At 73.2% G+C, this 18,291-nt stretch carries 17 protein-coding genes; 8 read left to right on the forward strand and 9 right to left on the reverse strand.

Going from position 1 to position 18,291, the window contains the following annotated elements:
• From IE182_RS20700 to IE182_RS20715, 4 genes are all read right to left on the reverse strand, one after another.
• Positions 1 to 195: hypothetical protein (locus IE182_RS20700; RefSeq protein ID WP_190111392.1), on the reverse strand; the 195-nt coding region annotated here is incomplete at its 3' end.
• 6 nt (positions 196 to 201) lie between these two features.
• On the reverse strand, positions 202 to 1,218 hold the full coding sequence (locus tag IE182_RS20705; RefSeq protein WP_190111393.1) for an AAA family ATPase: 1,017 nt from the start codon (positions 1,216 to 1,218) through the stop codon (positions 202 to 204).
• Between the two features lie 160 nt (positions 1,219 to 1,378).
• A complete protein-coding gene (locus tag IE182_RS20710) occupies positions 1,379 to 3,517 on the reverse strand; it encodes a VMAP-C domain-containing protein (protein ID WP_190111394.1) in 2,139 nt (712 codons plus the stop codon).
• Complete coding sequence (locus IE182_RS20715) at positions 3,514 to 3,999, reverse strand: CU044_2847 family protein (RefSeq protein ID WP_229844979.1); 486 nt, start codon at positions 3,997 to 3,999, stop codon at positions 3,514 to 3,516. Before IE182_RS20715 ends, IE182_RS20710 begins: the two co-directional genes overlap by 4 nt.
• 132 nt (positions 4,000 to 4,131) lie before the next feature.
• Here IE182_RS20715 and IE182_RS20720 point away from each other — a divergent pair, with 132 nt between their 5' ends.
• Positions 4,132 to 4,311, forward strand: coding sequence for a DUF6104 family protein (locus IE182_RS20720; protein ID WP_004937694.1), 180 nt, complete (start codon positions 4,132 to 4,134; stop codon positions 4,309 to 4,311).
• A 199-nt stretch (positions 4,312 to 4,510) separates the two neighbouring features.
• Here the strand turns inward: IE182_RS20720 and IE182_RS20725 are convergent, their stop codons facing one another.
• Positions 4,511 to 5,341 (reverse strand): hypothetical protein, encoded by an 831-nt coding sequence (locus IE182_RS20725; RefSeq protein WP_190111395.1) that lies wholly within the window; start codon positions 5,339 to 5,341, stop codon positions 4,511 to 4,513.
• 131 nt (positions 5,342 to 5,472) lie between these two features.
• Between IE182_RS20725 and IE182_RS20730 the strand changes: the two genes are divergently transcribed.
• Together IE182_RS20730 and IE182_RS20735 are read left to right on the forward strand one after the other, a co-directional pair.
• Positions 5,473 to 6,363 (forward strand): DUF4097 family beta strand repeat-containing protein, encoded by an 891-nt coding sequence (locus tag IE182_RS20730; RefSeq protein WP_190111396.1) that lies wholly within the window; start codon positions 5,473 to 5,475, stop codon positions 6,361 to 6,363.
• Positions 6,363 to 7,271 (forward strand): PadR family transcriptional regulator, encoded by a 909-nt coding sequence (locus tag IE182_RS20735; protein ID WP_190111397.1) that lies wholly within the window; start codon positions 6,363 to 6,365, stop codon positions 7,269 to 7,271. The genes IE182_RS20730 and IE182_RS20735 overlap by 1 nt, the downstream gene beginning before the upstream one ends.
• Before the next feature lie 159 nt (positions 7,272 to 7,430).
• On the opposite strand, the gene IE182_RS20740 is transcribed toward IE182_RS20735, so the two are convergent.
• Entirely contained in the window at positions 7,431 to 8,840 is a 1,410-nt protein-coding gene (locus IE182_RS20740) for a glycoside hydrolase family 5 protein (protein ID WP_229844980.1), read from the reverse strand.
• Between the two features lie 7 nt (positions 8,841 to 8,847).
• Positions 8,848 to 9,810, reverse strand: coding sequence for a zinc-binding dehydrogenase (locus tag IE182_RS20745; protein WP_190111398.1), 963 nt, complete (start codon positions 9,808 to 9,810; stop codon positions 8,848 to 8,850).
• Between the two features lie 188 nt (positions 9,811 to 9,998).
• On the opposite strand from IE182_RS20745, the gene IE182_RS20750 reads away from it, so the two are divergent.
• Both IE182_RS20750 and IE182_RS20755 read left to right on the forward strand, forming a co-directional pair.
• Positions 9,999 to 11,318 carry a TolB family protein gene (locus IE182_RS20750; protein ID WP_190111399.1) on the forward strand — a complete coding sequence of 440 codons (1,320 nt, stop codon included), beginning with the start codon at positions 9,999 to 10,001 and terminating at the stop codon, positions 11,316 to 11,318.
• A gap of 20 nt (positions 11,319 to 11,338) precedes the next feature.
• Entirely contained in the window at positions 11,339 to 12,661 is a 1,323-nt protein-coding gene (locus tag IE182_RS20755) for a TolB family protein (RefSeq protein ID WP_190111400.1), read from the forward strand.
• 55 nt (positions 12,662 to 12,716) lie between these two features.
• On the opposite strand, the gene IE182_RS20760 is transcribed toward IE182_RS20755, so the two are convergent.
• Positions 12,717 to 13,931 (reverse strand): NAD(P)-dependent malic enzyme, encoded by a 1,215-nt coding sequence (locus tag IE182_RS20760; protein WP_190111401.1) that lies wholly within the window; start codon positions 13,929 to 13,931, stop codon positions 12,717 to 12,719.
• Positions 13,932 to 14,505: 574 nt separating this feature from the next.
• Between IE182_RS20760 and IE182_RS20765 the strand changes: the two genes are divergently transcribed.
• The 3 genes from IE182_RS20765 to IE182_RS20775 all read left to right on the forward strand — a co-directional run bounded on the left by IE182_RS20765 (position 14,506) and on the right by IE182_RS20775 (position 17,658).
• A complete protein-coding gene (locus tag IE182_RS20765) occupies positions 14,506 to 15,474 on the forward strand; it encodes an ABC transporter substrate-binding protein (RefSeq protein WP_190111402.1) in 969 nt (322 codons plus the stop codon).
• 424 nt (positions 15,475 to 15,898) lie between these two features.
• Positions 15,899 to 16,900: an amino acid ABC transporter permease gene (locus IE182_RS20770; protein ID WP_190111508.1), complete on the forward strand. Its 1,002-nt coding sequence runs from the start codon at positions 15,899 to 15,901 to the stop codon at positions 16,898 to 16,900.
• 5 nt (positions 16,901 to 16,905) lie between these two features.
• On the forward strand, positions 16,906 to 17,658 hold the full coding sequence (locus IE182_RS20775) for an amino acid ABC transporter ATP-binding protein (protein ID WP_190111509.1): 753 nt from the start codon (positions 16,906 to 16,908) through the stop codon (positions 17,656 to 17,658).
• 76 nt (positions 17,659 to 17,734) lie between these two features.
• Here IE182_RS20775 and IE182_RS20780 read toward each other — a convergent pair whose 3' ends face one another.
• A complete protein-coding gene (locus IE182_RS20780) occupies positions 17,735 to 18,076 on the reverse strand; it encodes a hypothetical protein (RefSeq protein WP_190111403.1) in 342 nt (113 codons plus the stop codon).
• Between the last annotated feature and the right edge of the window lie 215 nt (positions 18,077 to 18,291).

Below are 18,291 nucleotides of genomic sequence, written 5' to 3' on the forward strand. Positions count from 1 at the left end.
GCCGGCGGCGGCCGGGGGCGCGGCGGGCCCGGCGTGCCGGGCCCCCGGGCCGTCCCCGGTGGGCGCCGGGACGCCCCGGCCGGCCCACTGGGCCAGCCACACCGCGTCGGCCAGCTCCTCCGCCGTCAGGTCCCAGTCGGCGGCCCGGAGCCGGGCGACCAGCTGCCCCAGCCGCAGGTCGTCGGGCGCCGTCATCTCGCATCACCTCGGCCGGTCCAGGGGCTGCATGAGCATGTCCGCCAGCCGCTCCCGCGTGACGCGCTCGGTGCGGGGCGCGTGCTGGGTGAGGAACAGGGCGTTGAGCAGCTGGTCGGCGGCGATGACCTCGCCGGGCTCCCGGTCGAGGAAGCGCTGGATGAGCTCGTCGCCGTCGGTCACCGCGTCGTCCCCCAGATGGGCTCTGACCATCGCGGTCAGCTGCTCCTCGCCCGGCGGCTCCAGGTCGAGCTGGATGCAGCGGCGCAGCAGGGCGGCGGGGAAGTCCCGTTCGCCGTTGGAGGTGAGCACGATCAGCGGGAAGGTGGTGCAGCGCACCCGGCCGCCGCGGACGACGGCCCGGCCGCCGTCGTCGGTGAGCACGCCGACCTCGGGTTCGATGTCGGCGATCCGCTCCAGCTCCGGAAGGCGGAACTCTCCCTCCTCCAGGGCGTTGAGCAGGTCGTTGGGCAGGTCCAGGTCGCCCTTGTCCAGCTCGTCGACGAGCAGCACCCTCGGCTGCGGACCGGGCAGCAGGGCCGTGCCGAGCGGCCCGAGCCGGACGTACGAGCCGATCGAGCGGCGCACGCCGCCGGCCGCGCCCCCGCCGGCACCGGCCCGCTCCAGCTGGACGTCCTGCAGCCGGGCGATGGCGTCGTAGTGGTAGAGGCCGTCGCGGAGGGTGGAGCGGCTGACGATGGACCACCGCAGCACCCGGCCGAGACCCAGTTCGTGGGCGACGGCGTGGGCGAGCGTGGACTTGCCGGTGCCGGGGTTCCCCGTGACCAGGAGCGGACGGCGCAGGTAGAGGGCGGCGTTGACCGCCTCCACCTCCTCGGGGCGCGGGTGGTGGTTCTCCACCAGCCGGCGCAGCACGCCCAGCCTGCGGGCGGCACTGGGGTCGGCGTCCGCCCCGGTGTCGGGGCCCGAGGACGCGAAGTCCCGCCAGGGCGGGGGCGGCGGCAGCCGGCGTATCCCGTCGTGCGGCAGGCCGGCTCCCCGATAGATGCGCCAATCGTTCACACTGGGCTCCTCGTAGCTGGTGATGCCCCTGGGGCCTGCTGTGCCCGGGGTTCCCGCGTCGCCGCCGCAGCCACTGCCGGTCCCCCGGCTCGAAGGTACTCGCCCGGCCGGTGCCCTGCCGACCCCTGCCGCACACCCCTGGCCCGGACTTGACGTGTCGTCACGGCGGGCCGCCTGGCCGCACGCCGGGGGCGTACAACGGCGTGTCGGGCAACGGGGGTTGGTCCGGGGAGTCGTAGAGCAGGGCAATCGAGCGTGCCCACAGTGCGTCGGGGTCGGGCGCCTCCGGGTCGGCACAGCGGGTGCGGAGGTTGCGTATGCGGCGGTGGAGCCCCTCGGCGGTCTTCGCCTCGAACACAAGTCGGGACGCCTCCCGGTGGAATTCGGCGCAATCCGTATGGCCGGTGGCGCATCTGCGCCAGATCACCACGGCGTGCCCGGCGGCCAGCGCCGCGTCCATGGCCGTTGCGCCCGCACCGGCCGCCACCTCGCCGCAGTACACCGGCACGGCGGTGTCGGCCGCGTCGGACAACCGTCCGTACGCCGCGTGACCGCCCTCGCGGCCCGGCCCGTCGTGCCCCTTCACCGGCGCCTCGCGCCGCAGCGGTACGGCGGTCAGCGGACCCCGGTTCGTACCGCCCCAGCGCCGGCGCCACTCGGGGATCGCCGGGCGGTCGCGGCGGCGCCGGTCGCGCACGAAGACGGCCCGGCGCTGCCCCAGCGGCATCGTGTGCGGATCGAACCCGTCGGCCGGTGCGCCCGGCGGCACCAGTTGCCAGGCGTCCAGCGGCTCGTCGAACAGCTCGCGCGGCACCACCACGTGCAGGGCGGCCAGGTGCTCTCCCGCGTCCCCCTGCTGCAACGCCTCGGCGACCGGCTCGCGCAGCGCCTCGCGCAGCTCCGCCCGCGGCACGCCCTCCTCGTCGCCGTCCACCGGGTTGACCACGCCGTTCTCCAGCAGCAGCTTGACGCGCCAGGGGTAGCGGTCCCCGTACGGGGCGCGGTCGACCTCCACGATCACATCGCCCCACGGGCGGGCGAGCGTACCGGGGCCGCCCGGCTCGACGTCGCGGCGCTCGGGCTTGCGCAGCTCCACGGTGCCCGCCGGAGCGGGGGCGGGCGGCTCCGCCCCGTCCTGCGCACCGCCGTGCAGGATCTCGTGGATGTCCTCGCGTATCACGTCGGGCAGCGGCTCGGCCTGGCCGCCCAGCCAGGTGCTCAGCTCCCGCAGCGGCTCCAGGTCCCGGGCGTCGCCCAGCCGGCTGACGGCCGCCGCCACCCGGGCCGCGTAGAGCAGCACCGCCTCCAGCTCCAGGTCCCGGCCGGGCTCCGCGGCGGCCGGACCGCCGTCGCGCAGGTCGTACAGCAGGCCCACCCCCTCCCGCCAGGTGCGCGGATCGTGCACCACACCCGGCTGGTACGGGCCCTGGACCACGCGCCGCTTGGCCGCGTCGACCAGCAGCATCACCTCGCCGGGCGTCGTCGGCGGGGACAGCTCGGCGAGCCGCGCGAAGAGATGGGTGCGCAGGACGGGCGTGAAGCCGGCCGCCGCGGCGGGGCGCAGCGCCTGCTGCAGCCCCGTCCAGCTGCCACCGGTCCCCACGGTGCGGTAGCGGCGCAGGTGGTGACGGTCGTGGGCGCGGACGAGGGAGTGCAGCCGGTCGCGGCCCGGCCGGGCGCAGGCGAGACGGCGCAGCGCGGTGATCGGCACGGCCAGGCCCGCGGTGTCCTTGCCGCGCCCCTTGCTGACGCCGATGACCGCGCCCCGGTCCGTGTCCACGACCGGCCCGCCCGAGCAGCCGGCGACCGGGATCTCGCCGCGCAGCAGCATCGCCGAACCGTCCTTGCCGTCACCGCCGTTGGCGACGCCCAGGCCGAAGCGCAGGGCGAGGTCGCCGGTCTCCAGGGACCAGCCGTGCAGGCTCACCGGGGCGGGCACCACCGCCGAACGGTCGCTGAGCCACAGGCACTCGGCGTCCTCCGCCCCCGCCACCTCCAGCAGCGCCAGGTCGGGCAGGCCCCAGTGCCGGGGCGGGGCGTCGGGGTCCGGCGGCATCGGCAGGGCGATCGCCACCCGGCCCTGCAGGGTGCGGCCGTCGGCGTCGGTGACGTCGACGGCCGTCCGCCCGCCGAGCACGCCGGCCCCGCCGTTGCCCACGACGTGGGCGCACGTCAGGGCCAGGCCGGGGGCGACGAAGAAGCCGCTGCCCCAGAACAGGGCACCGGTGGGGTCGTCCGCGCCGCCGGGCGCGGAGATGCGGACGACCGCGCGGCGCACGGTGCCGTCGAGGGCGCTCAAGGGGCGCCGCCGGCGGTGGTGCCTCCCCGGCCGTCCGCGCCGCCGGGATCCCCGCCGTCGCCGGGTGCGGGACCGCCGGCCGCGCCGCCGGGATCCCCGCCGTCGCCGGGTGCGGGCTCGCCGGGCGTGGCGCCGTCGCGGGCGCCGCCGTTCTCGGTCCAGGTGAGCGACACCGTCACCGACGCCTTGCCGCTGCCGTCGGCCAGCAGGCTGACGACGCGCCCCGCCTGGGCGGACAGCTCGATGCCGAACTGCACCGTCACCTCGTGCGGCTTCGCCGCCGCCAGCCCCATGCGGAGCGAGCCCGCGACGCCGCGGACGACGTCGGAGAGGCCGCCCGCCAGGTCCGCCACGCGCCGCGCCGCGCTCGAATCCTCGTACGCGCCCCAGGGCTCCCCCGCCGCGAGCTCCTGCGCCTGTGTGACCCGGGCCCAGACGACCGTGCCGTCGTCGAGCCGGACCTGCGTGATGCCGTCCGCCACGCGCCACCCCCGTTACGCAGATGATGCAGCAGGCTAGTCCTCTGATCGGACCGGCGCGAGAGGCCCTGGCCAACGCCGCCTATCCTGGGCAGGACCGACCGTCCACCCCCTGAACCGTCCCCGGAGACCACCTTGTACTTCACCGACCGCGGCATCGAGGAGCTGGAGAACCGGCGCGGCGAGGAAGAGGTCACGCTCGGCTGGGTCGCCGAGCAGCTGCGCACCTTCGTCGACCTCAACCCGGACTTCGAGGTCCCGGTCGAGCGCCTCGCGACGTGGCTCGCGCGCCTGGACGACGAGGACGACGAGTGACGGGGCCCTCCGGCACGTAGGAACGGGCCGGGCTCAGCACTGCCCGTACCCGCCGCCGCGGAGCCGACCTCTCGGGCCCGCGGCGCCGGGGCCCGCCCCGCCGGGGCCAGCACTGTGGGTGCCCGGCACCGCGGGGGGTCCGCCGCCATGGCGGCCCAGCGCCGTGCCGGGCCCGGCGGCGGGCGGGCCGGGCTTGGTTCTAGCGGGCGCCCCGTGCGCGCCACGCGTCGTAGGCGATCGTCAGCGCGCCGTCCGTGAGCAGGATCGCCCCGGCCGCGGCCCAGCCGCGCCTCGCGCCGCGGCTCCTGCGTGCGTAGACCAGGAGCGACACCCCCGCCGCAACCTCCGCGGCGCCCAGCGCCCGTGCCTTCGGGCCCCGTATCCACTCCCCCAGGGCGCCCTGTTCCGAGGCGTCGAGGCCGGTGCGGACCGCCTCGCGCCAGCCCGGCCACTCCACCGGCTCCGCGTCCGGCGCCGCCGCGGCCGCCGTGTGCAGCATCCGGGCGTCCGAGCCCGGGGCCAGGCCCGGCGGGAGGTGCAGGCCCGCGCGGGCCAGGACCGCGACGAGGCCGAGCACCCGGGCCCGGGCGTCCGCGTCGGAGTCCGGGCGTGTCAGCCGGTCGAACGCCTCCGCGTCCAGCACCGGGTCCAGACCCAGCCGGGCCCGCAGGGCCGTCAGCGCGCTCTCCTCCCCCAGCGGGGAGCCGTCCGCGAGCCACGTGAAGCCGACCGTGCGGCGGAAGCCCGACGCGACCACGAAGCCCGCGCCCTCCGCGTCCCACCACAGCCCCACCGCCGGCCACGACTCGGCGACCGTCAGGGCGTGCGCCCACTCCGCCGTGACCGCGGCAAGGTTCGCGCCCTCCTCCTCGGCCGCCCCCTCCCCCGGCACCAGCACGCTCCACCCCTCGCCCGCGGGGGCGAGGAACAGCGGCTCGCGCAGCAGCTGCGCGGACGGTCGGACGCGGTCGGGTTCGGCCCGGCAGAGCAGCAGTGCCCCCGCCGCCCGGCTGTGATCAATTGCGGACATGTGTCCACGCTATGCCACCCGGCCGTGCTTGACTTCCCCGATCCGCGATATATCGTGTTCAGCATGGAGACGCGATATGTTGCGTCGCCGTCGGAGCCGTCGAGGTCGCACCCCGCCGAGGAGGGCCGGACATGCCGGGCCAGTCTGAGTGGTCAATCGCCGCACCCCAGAAGCTCACGTTCGAGGAGCCGGTCACGGCCCTGAAGGTGAGCGTCGCGGGCGGCACCGTCAACGTCGTCGGCACGGGCAGCGGCCCCGCCCGGCTGGAGCTGTCCGACATCGACGGGCCGCCGCTCGCCGTCTCCCTCGACGGCGGCGCCCTCACCGTCGGCTACGACGACCTGCCCAAGAACGTCCTCAAGTGGCTCGACCGCGCGACGTGGAAGCGGCGCGTCACCGTGACGCTCACCGTCCCGGCGGCCACGCGCGTCGAGATCGCCGTCGTCGGCGCCGACGCCGTCGTCTCCGGCATCTCCGGCCCCACCGACCTCAAGGGGGTCTCCGGCGACACGACGCTCGTCGGCGTGACCGGCACCGTCCGCGCGGACACCGTCTCCGGGCGGTTCGAGGCCCAGGCCCTCGCCGGCGACCTGCGCTTCCACTCCGTCTCCGGCGACCTCACGCTCGTCGAGAGCGGCGGCGGCACGGTCCACGCCGAATCCGTCAGCGGCGACATGCTCGTCGACCTCGCCGCCGGGGCGGCGGTCTCCAGCCCCAGCCTCACCCTCACCAGTGTCTCCGGCGAGGTCGCCGTCCGGCTGCCGCACCCGCGCGACGCCCGCGTGGACGCCGAGGTCGACGCCGGCACCACCACCGGGCCGGTCTCCTGCGCCTTCGAGGACCTGCGCGTCAGCGGACAGTGGGGCGCCAAGCGCATCACCGGCACGCTCGGCGCCGGTTCCGGGGACAAGGCCGGCGGGCGGCTCAAGGTCACCACCGTCTCCGGCGGCGTCGCGCTGCTGCGCCGGCCACCGGCCCAGGACACCGCCGCCGACTCCGCCCCGCACGGAAAGGTCCTCTGATGCCCCCCGTCTTCGCCCACGGCCGGCTGCGCCTGTACCTGCTCAGGCTCCTCGACGAGGCCCCGCGCCACGGCTACGAGGTCATCCGCCTGCTGGAGGAGCGCTTCCAGGGGCTGTACGCACCCTCCGCCGGCACCGTGTACCCCCGGCTGGCCAAGCTGGAGGCCGAGGGACTGGTCACGCACGCCACCGAGGGCGGGCGCAAGGTGTACTCCATCACCGACGCCGGACGCGCCGAACTCGCCGACCGGCAGGGGGAGCTGGCCGAGCTGGAGCTGGAGATCCGCGAATCCGTCGCCGCCCTCGCCGCCGACATCCGCGAGGACGTGCGGGGAGCCGCCGGGGATCTGCGGCGCGAGATGCGCGAGGCGGCGCAGGAGGCCCGGGACGCGTCCGGCACCTCCGGCACGTCCGGCACCTCCGGCACCGGTGACTTCGGCGAGTACTTCGCCGGGGCCAAGGAGGAGCTGCGGCGGGCCAAGGAGGAGTGGAAGGAGCAGGCCCGCCGGGCGAAGGAGGAGAGCCGCCGGGCCCGGCAGGAGGCACAGAGCGCGCGCCGGCAGGCCCGGCAGGCGCAGGAGCACGCGCGGGAGGAAGTGCTCCGCATCCAGGAGCGGGTGCGGGAGCAGGTCAGGCAGCACACCCGGCACGGCGACTGGCCCTCGGGCATCGTGGACGGCGTGAACGCGCTGGCCAAGGAGCTCGGGGCGCTGGCGGGCGGCGACGCCGGGGCGCCGTCGTCCAAGGACGCGGCCCGGGAACTGGACCGGCTGCTGGACAGGTTCCGGGACGAGGTACGGGACGCTGCGCGGGACCACGGGGTGACGGCCGATCAGGTCGCCGAGGTCCGCGGGCACTTGAAGGAGACCGCCGAGCGGGTGGTGGGGGCGCTGCGCGGGCGCCCCTGACACCACCGGCAGGAGGGGCCGGGGTGGGGTGGGCCCTGGCAGGGGGCGTAAAGCGTTATTCGCGGCGCCGTTCGGAGCGCTGTGACCAGGTGCGGTTGCCGTAATAATGCAGCCCCCAGAAGGGCCCACCCCACCCCGGCCCCGCCCCCCTACGGTCGGTCAGTCGCCACCTCGCGCGGCCGTCACCACGACCGGCCCGTCCGCCCCCGGCAGCGAGCGCACCCGCACCGTGCCGCGTTCCCCCGGGCGTACGGTCGTCGCGTCCGCCCGCGCCGGGCCGGCCACGTGGATCCGCCACCCCCGGGGCGTCGGCGGCAGCGACAGCTCCGTCACGCCCGGGCGGCGGCCCGGCACGTACTCCAGGCGGTACGCCGGTGCCTCCGTCTCGGCACGGACCCTCCCCGCCACCGCCACGGCGTACGGCCGCACCGTCCGCTCCTTGTTCGCCCGGAAGCGGGTGCCGCCCCGCTCCATCGCGCAATAGCCACCCCCGTAGCACCACTGCCAGCTCGCCCACCCCGAGGAGTACCGGGCGGTGGAGGCGAGCGTCTCCTCGTAGAAGCGGGCCATGTTCGGCAGCGAGCTGTCGAGCGGGCCCCACTCGCCGACCACGACCGGCACGTGCTCGCGGCGGGGATAGTGGACGATCGCCGCCTCGTACGCCTGGAGCCAGCCGGACGCCGGGTCGTAGTCGCGGCCCGCCTCCATCGCGGCGTTGTAGAAGTGCGGGGCGTAGACGACCTTCCGGTCGTCCACCCGGCCCAGGCCGGTGGGCCGGCCCTCGCCCGCGGCGGGCGTCGGCTCGACGAAGAGCCAGTGGCGGCCGTCCACGCGGCGGATCGCCTCGGCGATGCGCTGGTACATCGGGGTGATCTGCGTGGCCTCGATGCGGCGCGCGGCCGCGAACATGTCCTCGCCCGGCCGCAGGCGGCCCATCGGCTCGTTGATCAGGTCGTAGCCGAACACCGCCGGGTGGTGCGCGAAGCGGCCCGCCAGGACCTGCCACATGCGGGCCTGGGCGCGGCGCAGGTCCGCGTCCTCGTAGAGGTGCTCGAACGCCGCCTGCACGGCGGGCTCGAAGTATTCGGCGAACCAGTCGTCCGGATGCGGGGTGTACGGCAGGCCGTCGGTGCGGGTCGCCCACGCCGGGATGCCCCGGTGGTCGCCGAAGGCCGGTCCGTAGATGTCCTGGTGGGCGTCGATCACGACGCGGATGCGGTGGCGCTGCGCCCAGTCGAGGATCCGCTCGATGCGGCGGAGGTAGCGCTCGCTGTACGCACCGGGCCGCGGCTCCAGGTCGTCCCAGAAGACCGCGAGCCGTGCGAAGTTGAAGCCGTGGGCGGCCAGGTCGCGCAGGGAGCGTTCGGTGATGTCCGCCAGGGCGTCCTCACCCCGGTGGTCCTTGTCGGCGAGGTTCCAGCCGCGCAGGGTGAGGACGCGGCCGCTCTCGTCGGTGAGCCGGGGGATGCCGGGATCGGGGCGGGCGGCGGCCCCGCTCGCCGGAACGAGCAGGGCCAGGACGGTGGTTACGGCGAGGAACGCCGCCATGTGCGAGCGTCTCTTCGGCATCCGTCGTTCATACCGTCAGCACCACCTTGCCGAACAGGTCGCCGCTGGACATCTTTTCGAAGCCCTCACGTGCCCGGTCGAGGGGCAGCACGGAGTCGATCAGCGGGCGCACCCCCGTGGTCGCGCAGAGGTTGAGGAGGTCCGCCAGCTCCTCCTTGGTGCCCATCGTCGAGCCGACGACCTTGAGTTCGAGGAAGAAGATGCGGGTCAGCTCGGCGGCCGCGGGGCGGTCGCCGCTGGTCGCACCGGAGATGACGAGGATGCCGCCGGGCTTGAGGGACTTCACCGAGTGCGACCAGGTGGCCGCGCCGACGGTTTCGATGACGGCGTCCACACGGTGCGGCAGCCGGGCGCCCGGCTCGAACGCCGCTTCCGCGCCCAGTTCGACGGCGCGCTTGCGCTTGGCCTCGTCACGGCTGGTCGCGAAGATCCGCAGGCCGGCCGCGGCGCCCAGCACGATCGCGGCCGTGGCCACGCCGCCGCCGGCGCCCTGGACGAGGACGCTCTGGCCGGGGCGCACGCCCGCGTTGGTGAACAGCATCCGGTAGGCGGTCAGCCAGGCGGTGGGCAGGCAGGCGGCCTCCTCGAAGGACAGCTCCTTCGGCTTGGGCAGCACGTTCCAGGTGGGTACGGAGACCCGCTCGGCGAACGTGCCCTGGTAGCGCTCGGTGAGGATCGACCGGGGCTCGTCGGGGCCCACCCCGTGGCCCGTCTGGCCGATGACGGAGTGGATGACGACCTCGTTGCCGTTCTCGTCGGTGCCGGCGGCGTCGCAGCCGAGGATCATCGGCAGCGCCTTCTCGCTGATCCCCACACCGCGCAGCGTCCACAGGTCGTGGTGGTTGAGGGAGGCGGCCTTGACGTTGACGGTCGTCCAGCCGGGCCGCGCCTCGGGTTCGGGGCGTTCGCCCAGTTCGAGGCCGTTCAACGGCTGGTCACGGTCGATGCGTGCGGCGTAGGCGGCGAACATGTGCCGAACCTAGCCCCGGGGGACGGGGGAGGGAACCGCGCAGCGGTGTGACACGCGCCGCGTCCGTCCAGTGGCGCCTGCTGCAACGGCCGTAACCGGCACGGAGCGCGTACGTCCTCGTTGACCGGGCCGACCGGGACCGGTTGGCTTCGCTTCTGTCCGTACCTGACTGTTCGTGAGGGGGAGGAATGCGCCATCTCAGACGGGCCGCCCTGGTGGCGGCGGTGGGCAGCTGCGTCGTCGTCGCGCCGGCGGCGGCGCAGGAGCACGCGGCGCCGCGCACCGAGCGGGTGAGCGTGTCCGCCGGCGGGGCGCAGAGCGCCGCCGAGACCGGCGACGCCCAGCTCAGCGGGGACGGGCGGTTCGTCGTCCTCCACTCCATGGCCACCGATCTGGTGCCCGGCACCGCGGACCCGCAACGCCGCATCTACGTCAAGGAGCTGCGGACCGGAAAGATCGAACTGGTCAGTGTGGCGTCCAATGGCACGCAGGCCGACGGGCCGTCGTGGTCGTCCTCGATCAGCGCCGACGGACGGTACGTCGTCTTCGACTCCGAGGCGACCAACCTGGCACCGGGCCGCAACCCCGGCGGCTACGGGGACGTCTTCGTGCGCGACCGGCAGACCGGCCGCACCGAGGTCCTCGTCGAGAACAAGGGCACGCAGCCGGCCCACAGCTCCTCCCCGTCCATCAGTGCCGACGGGCGGTACGTGGCCTTCGCCTCCAACCGCAGCGATCTGGTGCCCGGGGACACCAACGACACCACCGACGTCTTCGTGCGCGACCGCCTGAAGGGCACGACCGAGCGGGTGAGCGTCACCAGCGACGGTGCGCAGGGCGACGGCTTCTCCGTCTCGCCCGTGATCAGCGCGGACGGGAGCACGGTGGGGTTCAGGAGCCTGGCCCAGCTGGCGCCCGAACCGCCCGGCGAACGGGCCGGGCTGCGCAAGCCGCAGGCCCGCACGTTCTACGCGCACGACCTGCGCACCGGCCGCACCCAGCTGGCCGCCCAGCGGCTCGACGGAGGGCCCGCCGCCGTGCTGGGCGCGCAGGCCCTGAGCCCCGACGGGCGGTACGCGCTGTTCTCGTCCGCGTCCGCGGGCGTCGTCGCGGGCGACACCAACGGCAAGGCCGACGCGTTCGCCAAGGACCTGCGCACCGGCGTCACCCGGCGTCTGAGCCTGGCCGCCGACGGCTCGCAGGCCGACGGCGCGTCCGGCGACGCGGTCCTCAGCGCCGACAGCCGGCGGGTCTTCTTCACCTCGGACGCCACCAACCTGGTGCCCGGCGACACCAACGGCGCCTCGGACGTCTTCGCCCGCGACCTGCTGACCGGCGCGGTCGAGCGGGTCAGCCTCGCGCACGACGGGTCCCAGGGCAACGGCCGCTCGGCCGGCCCGGGCACCGACCTGGCCGGGCGGACCCTCGTGTTCACCAGCGCGGCGGACAACCTCGTCCCCGGCGACACCAACGCGGTGCACGACGCCTTCGTACGGCATCTGAAGTGACTGCGGACCAGGGGAGAACCATGCGTCACGGCATACGTGCCACCGTGCTCGCGGTGGTCCTGGGCAGCTGCGCGGCGGTGGTCCCGGCCGCCTGGGCGGCACAGGACGGCGGGTCCCGGCCGCGTCTCGAACGGCTGAGCACCGCTGCGGACGGCAGGGCGGGGGACGCGTCCTCGTCCGAGGTCTCCCTCAGCGGGAACGGCCGCTTCGCCGTCTTCACGTCCCACGCGTCGAATCTGGTGCCCGGCGACACCAACGGCGTCGCCGACGTCTTCGTCCGGGACCTGCGGAGGGGAACGGTCGAGCGCGTCAGTGTCGCCGGCGACGGCCGTCAGGCGGACCGGGAGTCCGGCTCCGCGTCCGTCAGCGACGACGGGCGCTACGTGGTCTTCGCGTCGCAGGCCGGCAACCTCGCCCCGGGCAGCACGCCCGGGCTGCTGAACGTCTTCGTCCGCGACCGGGCAACGGGCCGCACCACGGCGCTGGTGAAGGGGAACGGGCAGCAGCCCGCCGCACAGGTCCACTCGCCGTCCGTCAGCGCCGACGGCCGCTACGTGGCCTTCCTGTCCGACCGCACCGACCTCGTCCCCGGCGACACCAACGGCACGACGGACGCGTTCGTCGCCGACCGTCGCGAGGGCACGGTCCGGCGGGTGAGCGTGGGCAGCGACGGCAGCCAGGCCCGGCTGTTCTCGGAGACACCGGTGATCAGCGCGGACGGCGGCACGGTCGGCTTCATGAACCCGGGCACCCTCGGCGGGGAGGGCGCCCCCGCGGCGGCGCTGGGGCCGCGGCCCCGCTACTTCTACGTCCACGACGTCCGCACCGGGCGCACCGAGAAGGCCGCCACCCGGCCCGACGGCTCCAGCACCCGCGTGGGCGACATCGGGCTGAGCCCCGACGGACGCTTCGCGCTCTTCTCGTCGGACGACTCGCAGATCGTGCCGGGCGACACCAACCGGACGGCGGACCTCTTCGCCAAGGACCTGCGCACCGGCAACACCCGGCGCATCAGCCTCGCCGCCGACGGCTCCCAGGCCGACGGCGCGTCCTGGGGGGCGGTCATGAGCGCGGACCACCGCCGGGTGTTCTTCACCTCGGAGGCGACGAACCTCGCGCCGGGCGACACGAACGGCCGGAACGACGTCTTCGCGCGCGACCTGCTCACGGGGGCGGTCGAGCGGCTCAGCGCCCGGGCCGACGGCTCCCCGAGCACGGCCGGGGACGCGGGCGGGGTCCGGGCGGACGCCGCGGGGCGCTCCGTGGTCTTCGAGGCCCCGGGGGACCTGACGCCCGGCGGCAGGCCGGAGCAGCCCGAGGTCTACCTGCGCCGTCGGGGCTGAAAGCCGTGCGGGGCCGGACCGCGGACGGTCCGGCCCCGCACGGGGTGGTCGCGGCTCAGCTGCGCGCGACGCCCTCCGCCCGCGCGGCGGCGGCGACGGCCGCCGTCACCGCGGGGGCGACCCGCTCGTCGAACGGCGAGGGGATCACGCACTCGGCGCTCAGCTCGTCCGCCACCACGGCGGCCAGCGCCTCGGCGGCGGCGAGCTTCATGCCCTCCGTGATGCGCGAGGCGCGCACCTGCAGGGCGCCGGCGAAGATGCCGGGGAAGGCGAGCACGTTGTTGATCTGGTTCGGGTAGTCGCTGCGGCCGGTCGCGACGACGGCCGCGTACTTGTGGGCGACGTCCGGGTGGATCTCCGGGGTCGGGTTGGCCATGGCGAAGATCAGTGCGTTCTTCGCCATCCTGGCCACCGCCGGCTCCGGGACCGTTCCGCCGGAGACGCCGATGAAGACGTCCGCGCCGTCCAGCGCGGTCTCCAAGGTGCCCGACAGGCCGGCCTTGTTGGTGAAGCCCGCGAGCTCCCGCTTGACCTCGGTGAGGTCCTCGCGGTCCGGGGAGACGATGCCCTTGCGGTCGCAGACGGCCACGTCGCCGATGCCCGCTTCCACCAGGATCCGGGCGATGGCGACGCCGGCGGCGCCCGCACCCGAGATCACCGCGCGCAGCTCGCCGAGCGTGCGGTCCGTCAGCCGGGCGGCGTTGCGCAGCGCGGCGAGGGTGACCACGGCGGTGCCGTGCTGGTCGTCGTGGAAGACCGGGATGTCCAGGCGCTCCTGGAGCCTGCGCTCCACCTCGAAGCACCGGGGGGCCGAAATGTCCTCCAGGTTGATGCCGCCGAACGACGGCGCGAGGCGGGCGACGGTCTCGACGATCTCGTCGACCTCGCGGCAGTCCAGCGCGATCGGCACGGCGTCGACGCCGCCGAACTGCTTGAAGAGGATCGCCTTGCCCTCCATCACGGGCAGCGACGCCTCCGGACCGATGTCGCCGAGCCCGAGCACGGCGCTGCCGTCCGTCACGACGGCGACGACCTGGGACTTCCAGGTGTAGTCGTGGACGAGCTCGGGCCGTTCGGCGATGGCGCTGCACACCTTGGCAACACCCGGTGTGTAGGCGAGGGACAAGTCGTCCCTGTCCTGCACGGGCACCGTCGCCCGAATCTCCATCTTGCCGCCCCGGTGCAGCGCAAAGGCCGGATCGAAGAACTCATTCTGAGCTCCGTCGTCCGCACCGTTGTCGCTGCGAGGATTCACGATCTCCGCTGCCACTTTTGTTGACCCCTTTGTCGTCTTGCTGCGTCGAGGGTAGCCGCCCCTGGGTTAGCGGAGCGGGTCGGGCACCGTGTCCGCGGCCCGGAGGGCGGATGAGCCGCCGCGGGGTGGAGTGCGGACACCGGGCGCGCCGCACACACGCGCCCTGAGCCCCGGGTGAGGGGTGTAACTGGTCTTTCTACCGGAAGACCGCTACGGCCGACGAGTGAGTTACGGCTCTGTGTGGCACGGCTCCCCCGCCTGATCACGGCCGGAACGTGTCAACTGGTGACGGATACGGCGAGGTGTCCGAGGAGTGAGACGGCGCGGGCGTGACCTGCGTCTCGCCATCAGAAGCTGCTCAGAAGAGACACGGGAGACGAAAGGGTGTGAACCATGCTCTACCGCTTGGCGATCACCCGTTATCCGATTTTGACATGGCTGGCCCCCCGAATGGGGCAGTCCGGATGGCAAGATGCGCAGACCGCACGAGGTCGCGACACACGAGGAAGTGTGCTGCGGCATCGGCTGTGTATTGCGTGATTGCAGCGTTACCAGTCGGATATCCCCTCACCCGCAGGAGGAACCAGCAATGACCGCAAGCACCACCCCCCGCCCGACCGCCGCCAGGAGTCGTTTGGCTGCGGCCGGCGCGATCGCGGTCGCCGGCACCCTGCTGCTGACCGGCTGTGGCGACCAGCGCGACAAGACGACGACCGGCAATGGCGCCGAGTCGGCCAGGGGCTCGGACGCGCCCCTGTACGGCAAGCTGCCGAAGCGGATCCAGGACTCCAAGCTCCTCAAGGTCGGCTCCGACATCGCCTACCCGCCCGTCGAATTCAAGAAGGACGGCAAGACCGTCGGCATCGACCCCGACATCGCCGCCGCCCTGGGCAAGCAGCTCGGCGTCAAGGTCGAGTTCAACAACGGCACCTTCGACGCCCTGCTGACCGGCCTGCGCTCCAAGCGGTACGACATCGCCATGTCCGCGATGACCGACACCAAGGACCGCCAGGAGGGCATCGACCCCAAGACCAAGAAGAAGGTCGCGGAGGGCGTCGACTTCGTCGACTACTTCAACGCCGGTGTGTCGATCTACACCAAGAAGGGCGACACCAAGGACATCAAGGGCTGGGAGGACCTCTGCGGCAAGAAGATCGCGGTGCAGCGCGGCACGGTCTCCCACGACCTGGCCAAGTCCCAGTCCGAGAAGTGCGAGAAGGACGACAAGGACGCGATCGGCATCGAGGCGTTCGACACCGACCTTGAGGCGCAGACCCGGCTGAAGGCCAGTGGCGTCGACGCCGTCTCCAGCGACTTCCCCGTCGCGGCCTACGCGGTGAAGACCTCCGGTGGGGGCAACGACTTCGAGACGGTCGGCGAGCAGGTGGAGGCCGCTCCGTACGGCATCGCCGTCTCGAAGGAGAACACCCAGCTGCGGGACGCCCTCAGGGAGGCTCTCGAAGCGATCATCAAGAACGGTGAGTACGAGAAGGTCGTCAAGACCTGGGGCGTCGACGCCGGCGCCGTCAAGGAAGCCAAGATCAACGGCGGCTCCTGACCCGCTTGTCCCCTGTCCTCGTACGGCAACGCCCTGAAAGGCATCACCCGTGACTGCTTCCCCCGACAAGCCCGACAAGCCGGAGCCCGAGAAGGAGCCCGAGGTCGGCAAGAAGGACACCGGCGCGCCGGAGGCCGGTAAGGCCGACAAGAAGGCGGCCGCCGAGCCGGAGGCCACCGAGGCCGCCGAGCCCGAAGCCAAGGCTGAGGGCGAGTCCAAGGACGAGGCCCCTGAGGCCAAGGCCGAGGCCGCCGGGTCCAAGGCCGAGGCCGCCGAGTCCAAGGCCGAGACCGAGGCCGCCGAGTCCAAGGACGAGACCGAGCCCAAGGCCGAGAGCGAGCCCGAGCCCGAGGCCGACGCCGAGGGTGCCTCCGCGGCGGACGAGCCCTCCGCCGAGGAGCCCCCCGCCCCGTCCGGCAAGAAGGTGTCCACCGAGAAGGCCGCCGGAAAGGCCACCGGCAAGGCCGCCTCGGCGGACGCCGCCGACCCGGAGCCCGCCGGCAAGCCGGCCGCCCGCAAGACGGCCACCGCGCCCGAGGCGATCAAGGCCATCCCGGTCCGGCACTACGGACGCTGGATCTCCGCCGTCATCGTCCTGGCGCTGCTGGGGCTGCTGGTGAACGCGTTCGCCACGGCGAACGTCCACTACAGCACCATCCCGGACTACCTCTTCGACCCCACGGTCCTCTCCGGCCTCGGCAAGACCGTGCTGATCTCGCTGCTGGCGATGCTGCTGGGCCTCGTCCTGGGCATCCTGCTCGCCGTGATGCGGCTGTCGAAGAATCCGGTGACCTCGTCGGTCTCCTGGCTCTACATCTGGTTCTTCCGGGGCACCCCGGTCTACGTCCAGCTGCTGCTGTGGTTCAACCTCGCGCTGATCTTCCCGTACATCAACCTCGGCCCGATCTACCGGGACGAGATGAGCGACTTCATGACCCCCTTCATGGCCGCGCTGCTCGGCCTGGGTCTCAACGAGGCCGCCTACATGTCGGAGATCGTCCGGGCCGGCATCCAGTCGGTCGACGAGGGCCAGACCGAGGCGTCGCACGCACTGGGCATGAGCCAGGCCAAGACGCTGCGCCGGATCGTGCTGCCGCAGGCCATGCGCGTGATCGTGCCGCCCACCGGCAACGAGTTCATCAACATGCTGAAGACCTCGTCGCTGGCGGCGAGCGCGGCCCAGTACCTCGAACTGCTGCGGTCCACCTCCGACATCGGCCAGACGACCGGCGCCACCGTCGAGATGCTCTTCCTGGCCGCCACCTGGTACCTGATCCTCACCAGCGTCTTCAGCGTCGGCCAGTTCTACCTGGAGCGGCACTACGCCCGTGGCTCGCTGCGCACGCTGCCGCTCACCCCGTGGCAGAAGATCAAGGCGAACCTGTCCTCCTTCAGCAACCGTTCCAAGGGAGGCGTCACCGCATGAACGCCATGGTGAAGGCCGAGGGCGTCCACAAGTCCTACGGCGCCGTGCAGGTCCTCAAGGGCATCGACCTGGAGGTCGCCCCCCGCGAGGTGTTCTGCCTCATCGGTCCCTCCGGGTCCGGCAAGTCCACGTTCCTGCGGTGCATCAACCACCTGGAGCAGATCAACGCCGGCCGGCTCTACGTGGACGGCCAGCTCGTCGGCTACCGGGAGCAGGGCAACAAGCTCTACGAGCTCAAGGACAGCGAGGTGGCGCGCAACCGCCGGGACATCGGCATGGTGTTCCAGCGCTTCAACCTCTTCCCGCACATGACGGCGCTCGGCAACGTCATGGAGGCGCCGATCCAGGTCAAGGGCGAGACCAAGGCGGTCGCCCGGGAGCGCGCGCTGAAGCTGCTGGACCGCGTCGGCCTCGCCGACAAGGCCGGCAACTACCCCTCCCAGCTCTCCGGCGGCCAGCAGCAGCGGGTCGCCATCGCCCGGGCGCTGGCGATGGAGCCGAAGCTGATGCTCTTCGACGAGCCGACGTCGGCGCTGGACCCGGAGCTGGTGGGTGACGTCCTGGACGTCATGCGCGGCCTCGCCGAGGACGGCATGACGATGATCGTGGTGACCCACGAGATGGGCTTCGCCCGTGAGGTGGGCGACTCGGTCGTCTTCATGGACCAGGGCGTCGTGGTCGAGTCGGGCCACCCGCGCGAGGTGCTGACCAACCCGCAGCACGAGCGGACGAAGTCCTTCCTGTCCAAGGTGCTCTGACGGGTCCCGCGGACACGACGTGCGGGGGTACGGGCGCGCAGCCCGTACCCCCGCACGTTTTTGCCGTCCGGCCGGCTCAGTTCGTGTGGATGTGGAGAATGTCCTTGAACTGGCCCGGCAGGTGCTGGCCCTTGTCGAAGGTCACCTTGGAACCGTCCCGGAAGACGACGAAACCGGAGTTGGTGCCGGTGGTGAACGACGACACGATGCTCTGCACGACGTCCAGGTCTCCCGTGCCCTTGTAACAGGTGGGAAGCAGGGAGGCGAAGCCGTAGAAGCGCAGCTCGGCCGGGTCGTCGGAGCAGCTGACCTTCTGCAGCGGCTGCGTGGCGGCGTTGGCCGGGGCGGCGGCGAGAGCCATGCCCGAAGCGGCGCAGGCGGCCACGACGGCGAACTTCGCCTTGTTGGCAAGACGCACGGTGATCTCCTTCTTCTCGGAGCGAAGGCCACGGAGGCCCTCGGAACCCGTCCATCGTTCGCAGTCACCCGGTGCCCCCACCACCCATTTGCAGCAAACTGCCAGCCGTCTGTAATACCCTCGAATAAAGAAGGGCCATTACTGTCCCTTAGCTGCGCATTCTGCCCTCCGGACAAGGACCGAAAGTGGAACTGGCCTCTTACTCGGACTACGCC

This window comes from Streptomyces cinnamoneus (assembly GCF_014650495.1).
In the GTDB taxonomy this organism is placed as follows: domain Bacteria; phylum Actinomycetota; class Actinomycetes; order Streptomycetales; family Streptomycetaceae; genus Streptomyces; species Streptomyces cinnamoneus.

What these genes read in the sequence shown, in the direction of transcription:
- IE182_RS20775 (WP_190111509.1), top strand. Translation starts at nt 16,906, where the DNA reads ATGGTGAAGGCCGAGGGCGTCCACAAGTCCTACGGCGCCGTGCAGGTC.
- IE182_RS20730 (WP_190111396.1), top strand. Translation starts at nt 5,473, where the DNA reads ATGCCGGGCCAGTCTGAGTGGTCAATCGCCGCACCCCAGAAGCTCACG.
- IE182_RS20750 (WP_190111399.1), top strand. Translation starts at nt 9,999, where the DNA reads ATGCGCCATCTCAGACGGGCCGCCCTGGTGGCGGCGGTGGGCAGCTGC.
- IE182_RS20740 (WP_229844980.1), bottom strand. Translation starts at nt 8,840, where the DNA reads ATGCCGAAGAGACGCTCGCACATGGCGGCGTTCCTCGCCGTAACCACC.
- IE182_RS20765 (WP_190111402.1), top strand. Translation starts at nt 14,506, where the DNA reads ATGACCGCAAGCACCACCCCCCGCCCGACCGCCGCCAGGAGTCGTTTG.
- IE182_RS20755 (WP_190111400.1), top strand. Translation starts at nt 11,339, where the DNA reads ATGCGTCACGGCATACGTGCCACCGTGCTCGCGGTGGTCCTGGGCAGC.
- IE182_RS20735 (WP_190111397.1), top strand. Translation starts at nt 6,363, where the DNA reads ATGCCCCCCGTCTTCGCCCACGGCCGGCTGCGCCTGTACCTGCTCAGG.
- IE182_RS20725 (WP_190111395.1), bottom strand. Translation starts at nt 5,341, where the DNA reads ATGTCCGCAATTGATCACAGCCGGGCGGCGGGGGCACTGCTGCTCTGC.
- IE182_RS20745 (WP_190111398.1), bottom strand. Translation starts at nt 9,810, where the DNA reads ATGTTCGCCGCCTACGCCGCACGCATCGACCGTGACCAGCCGTTGAAC.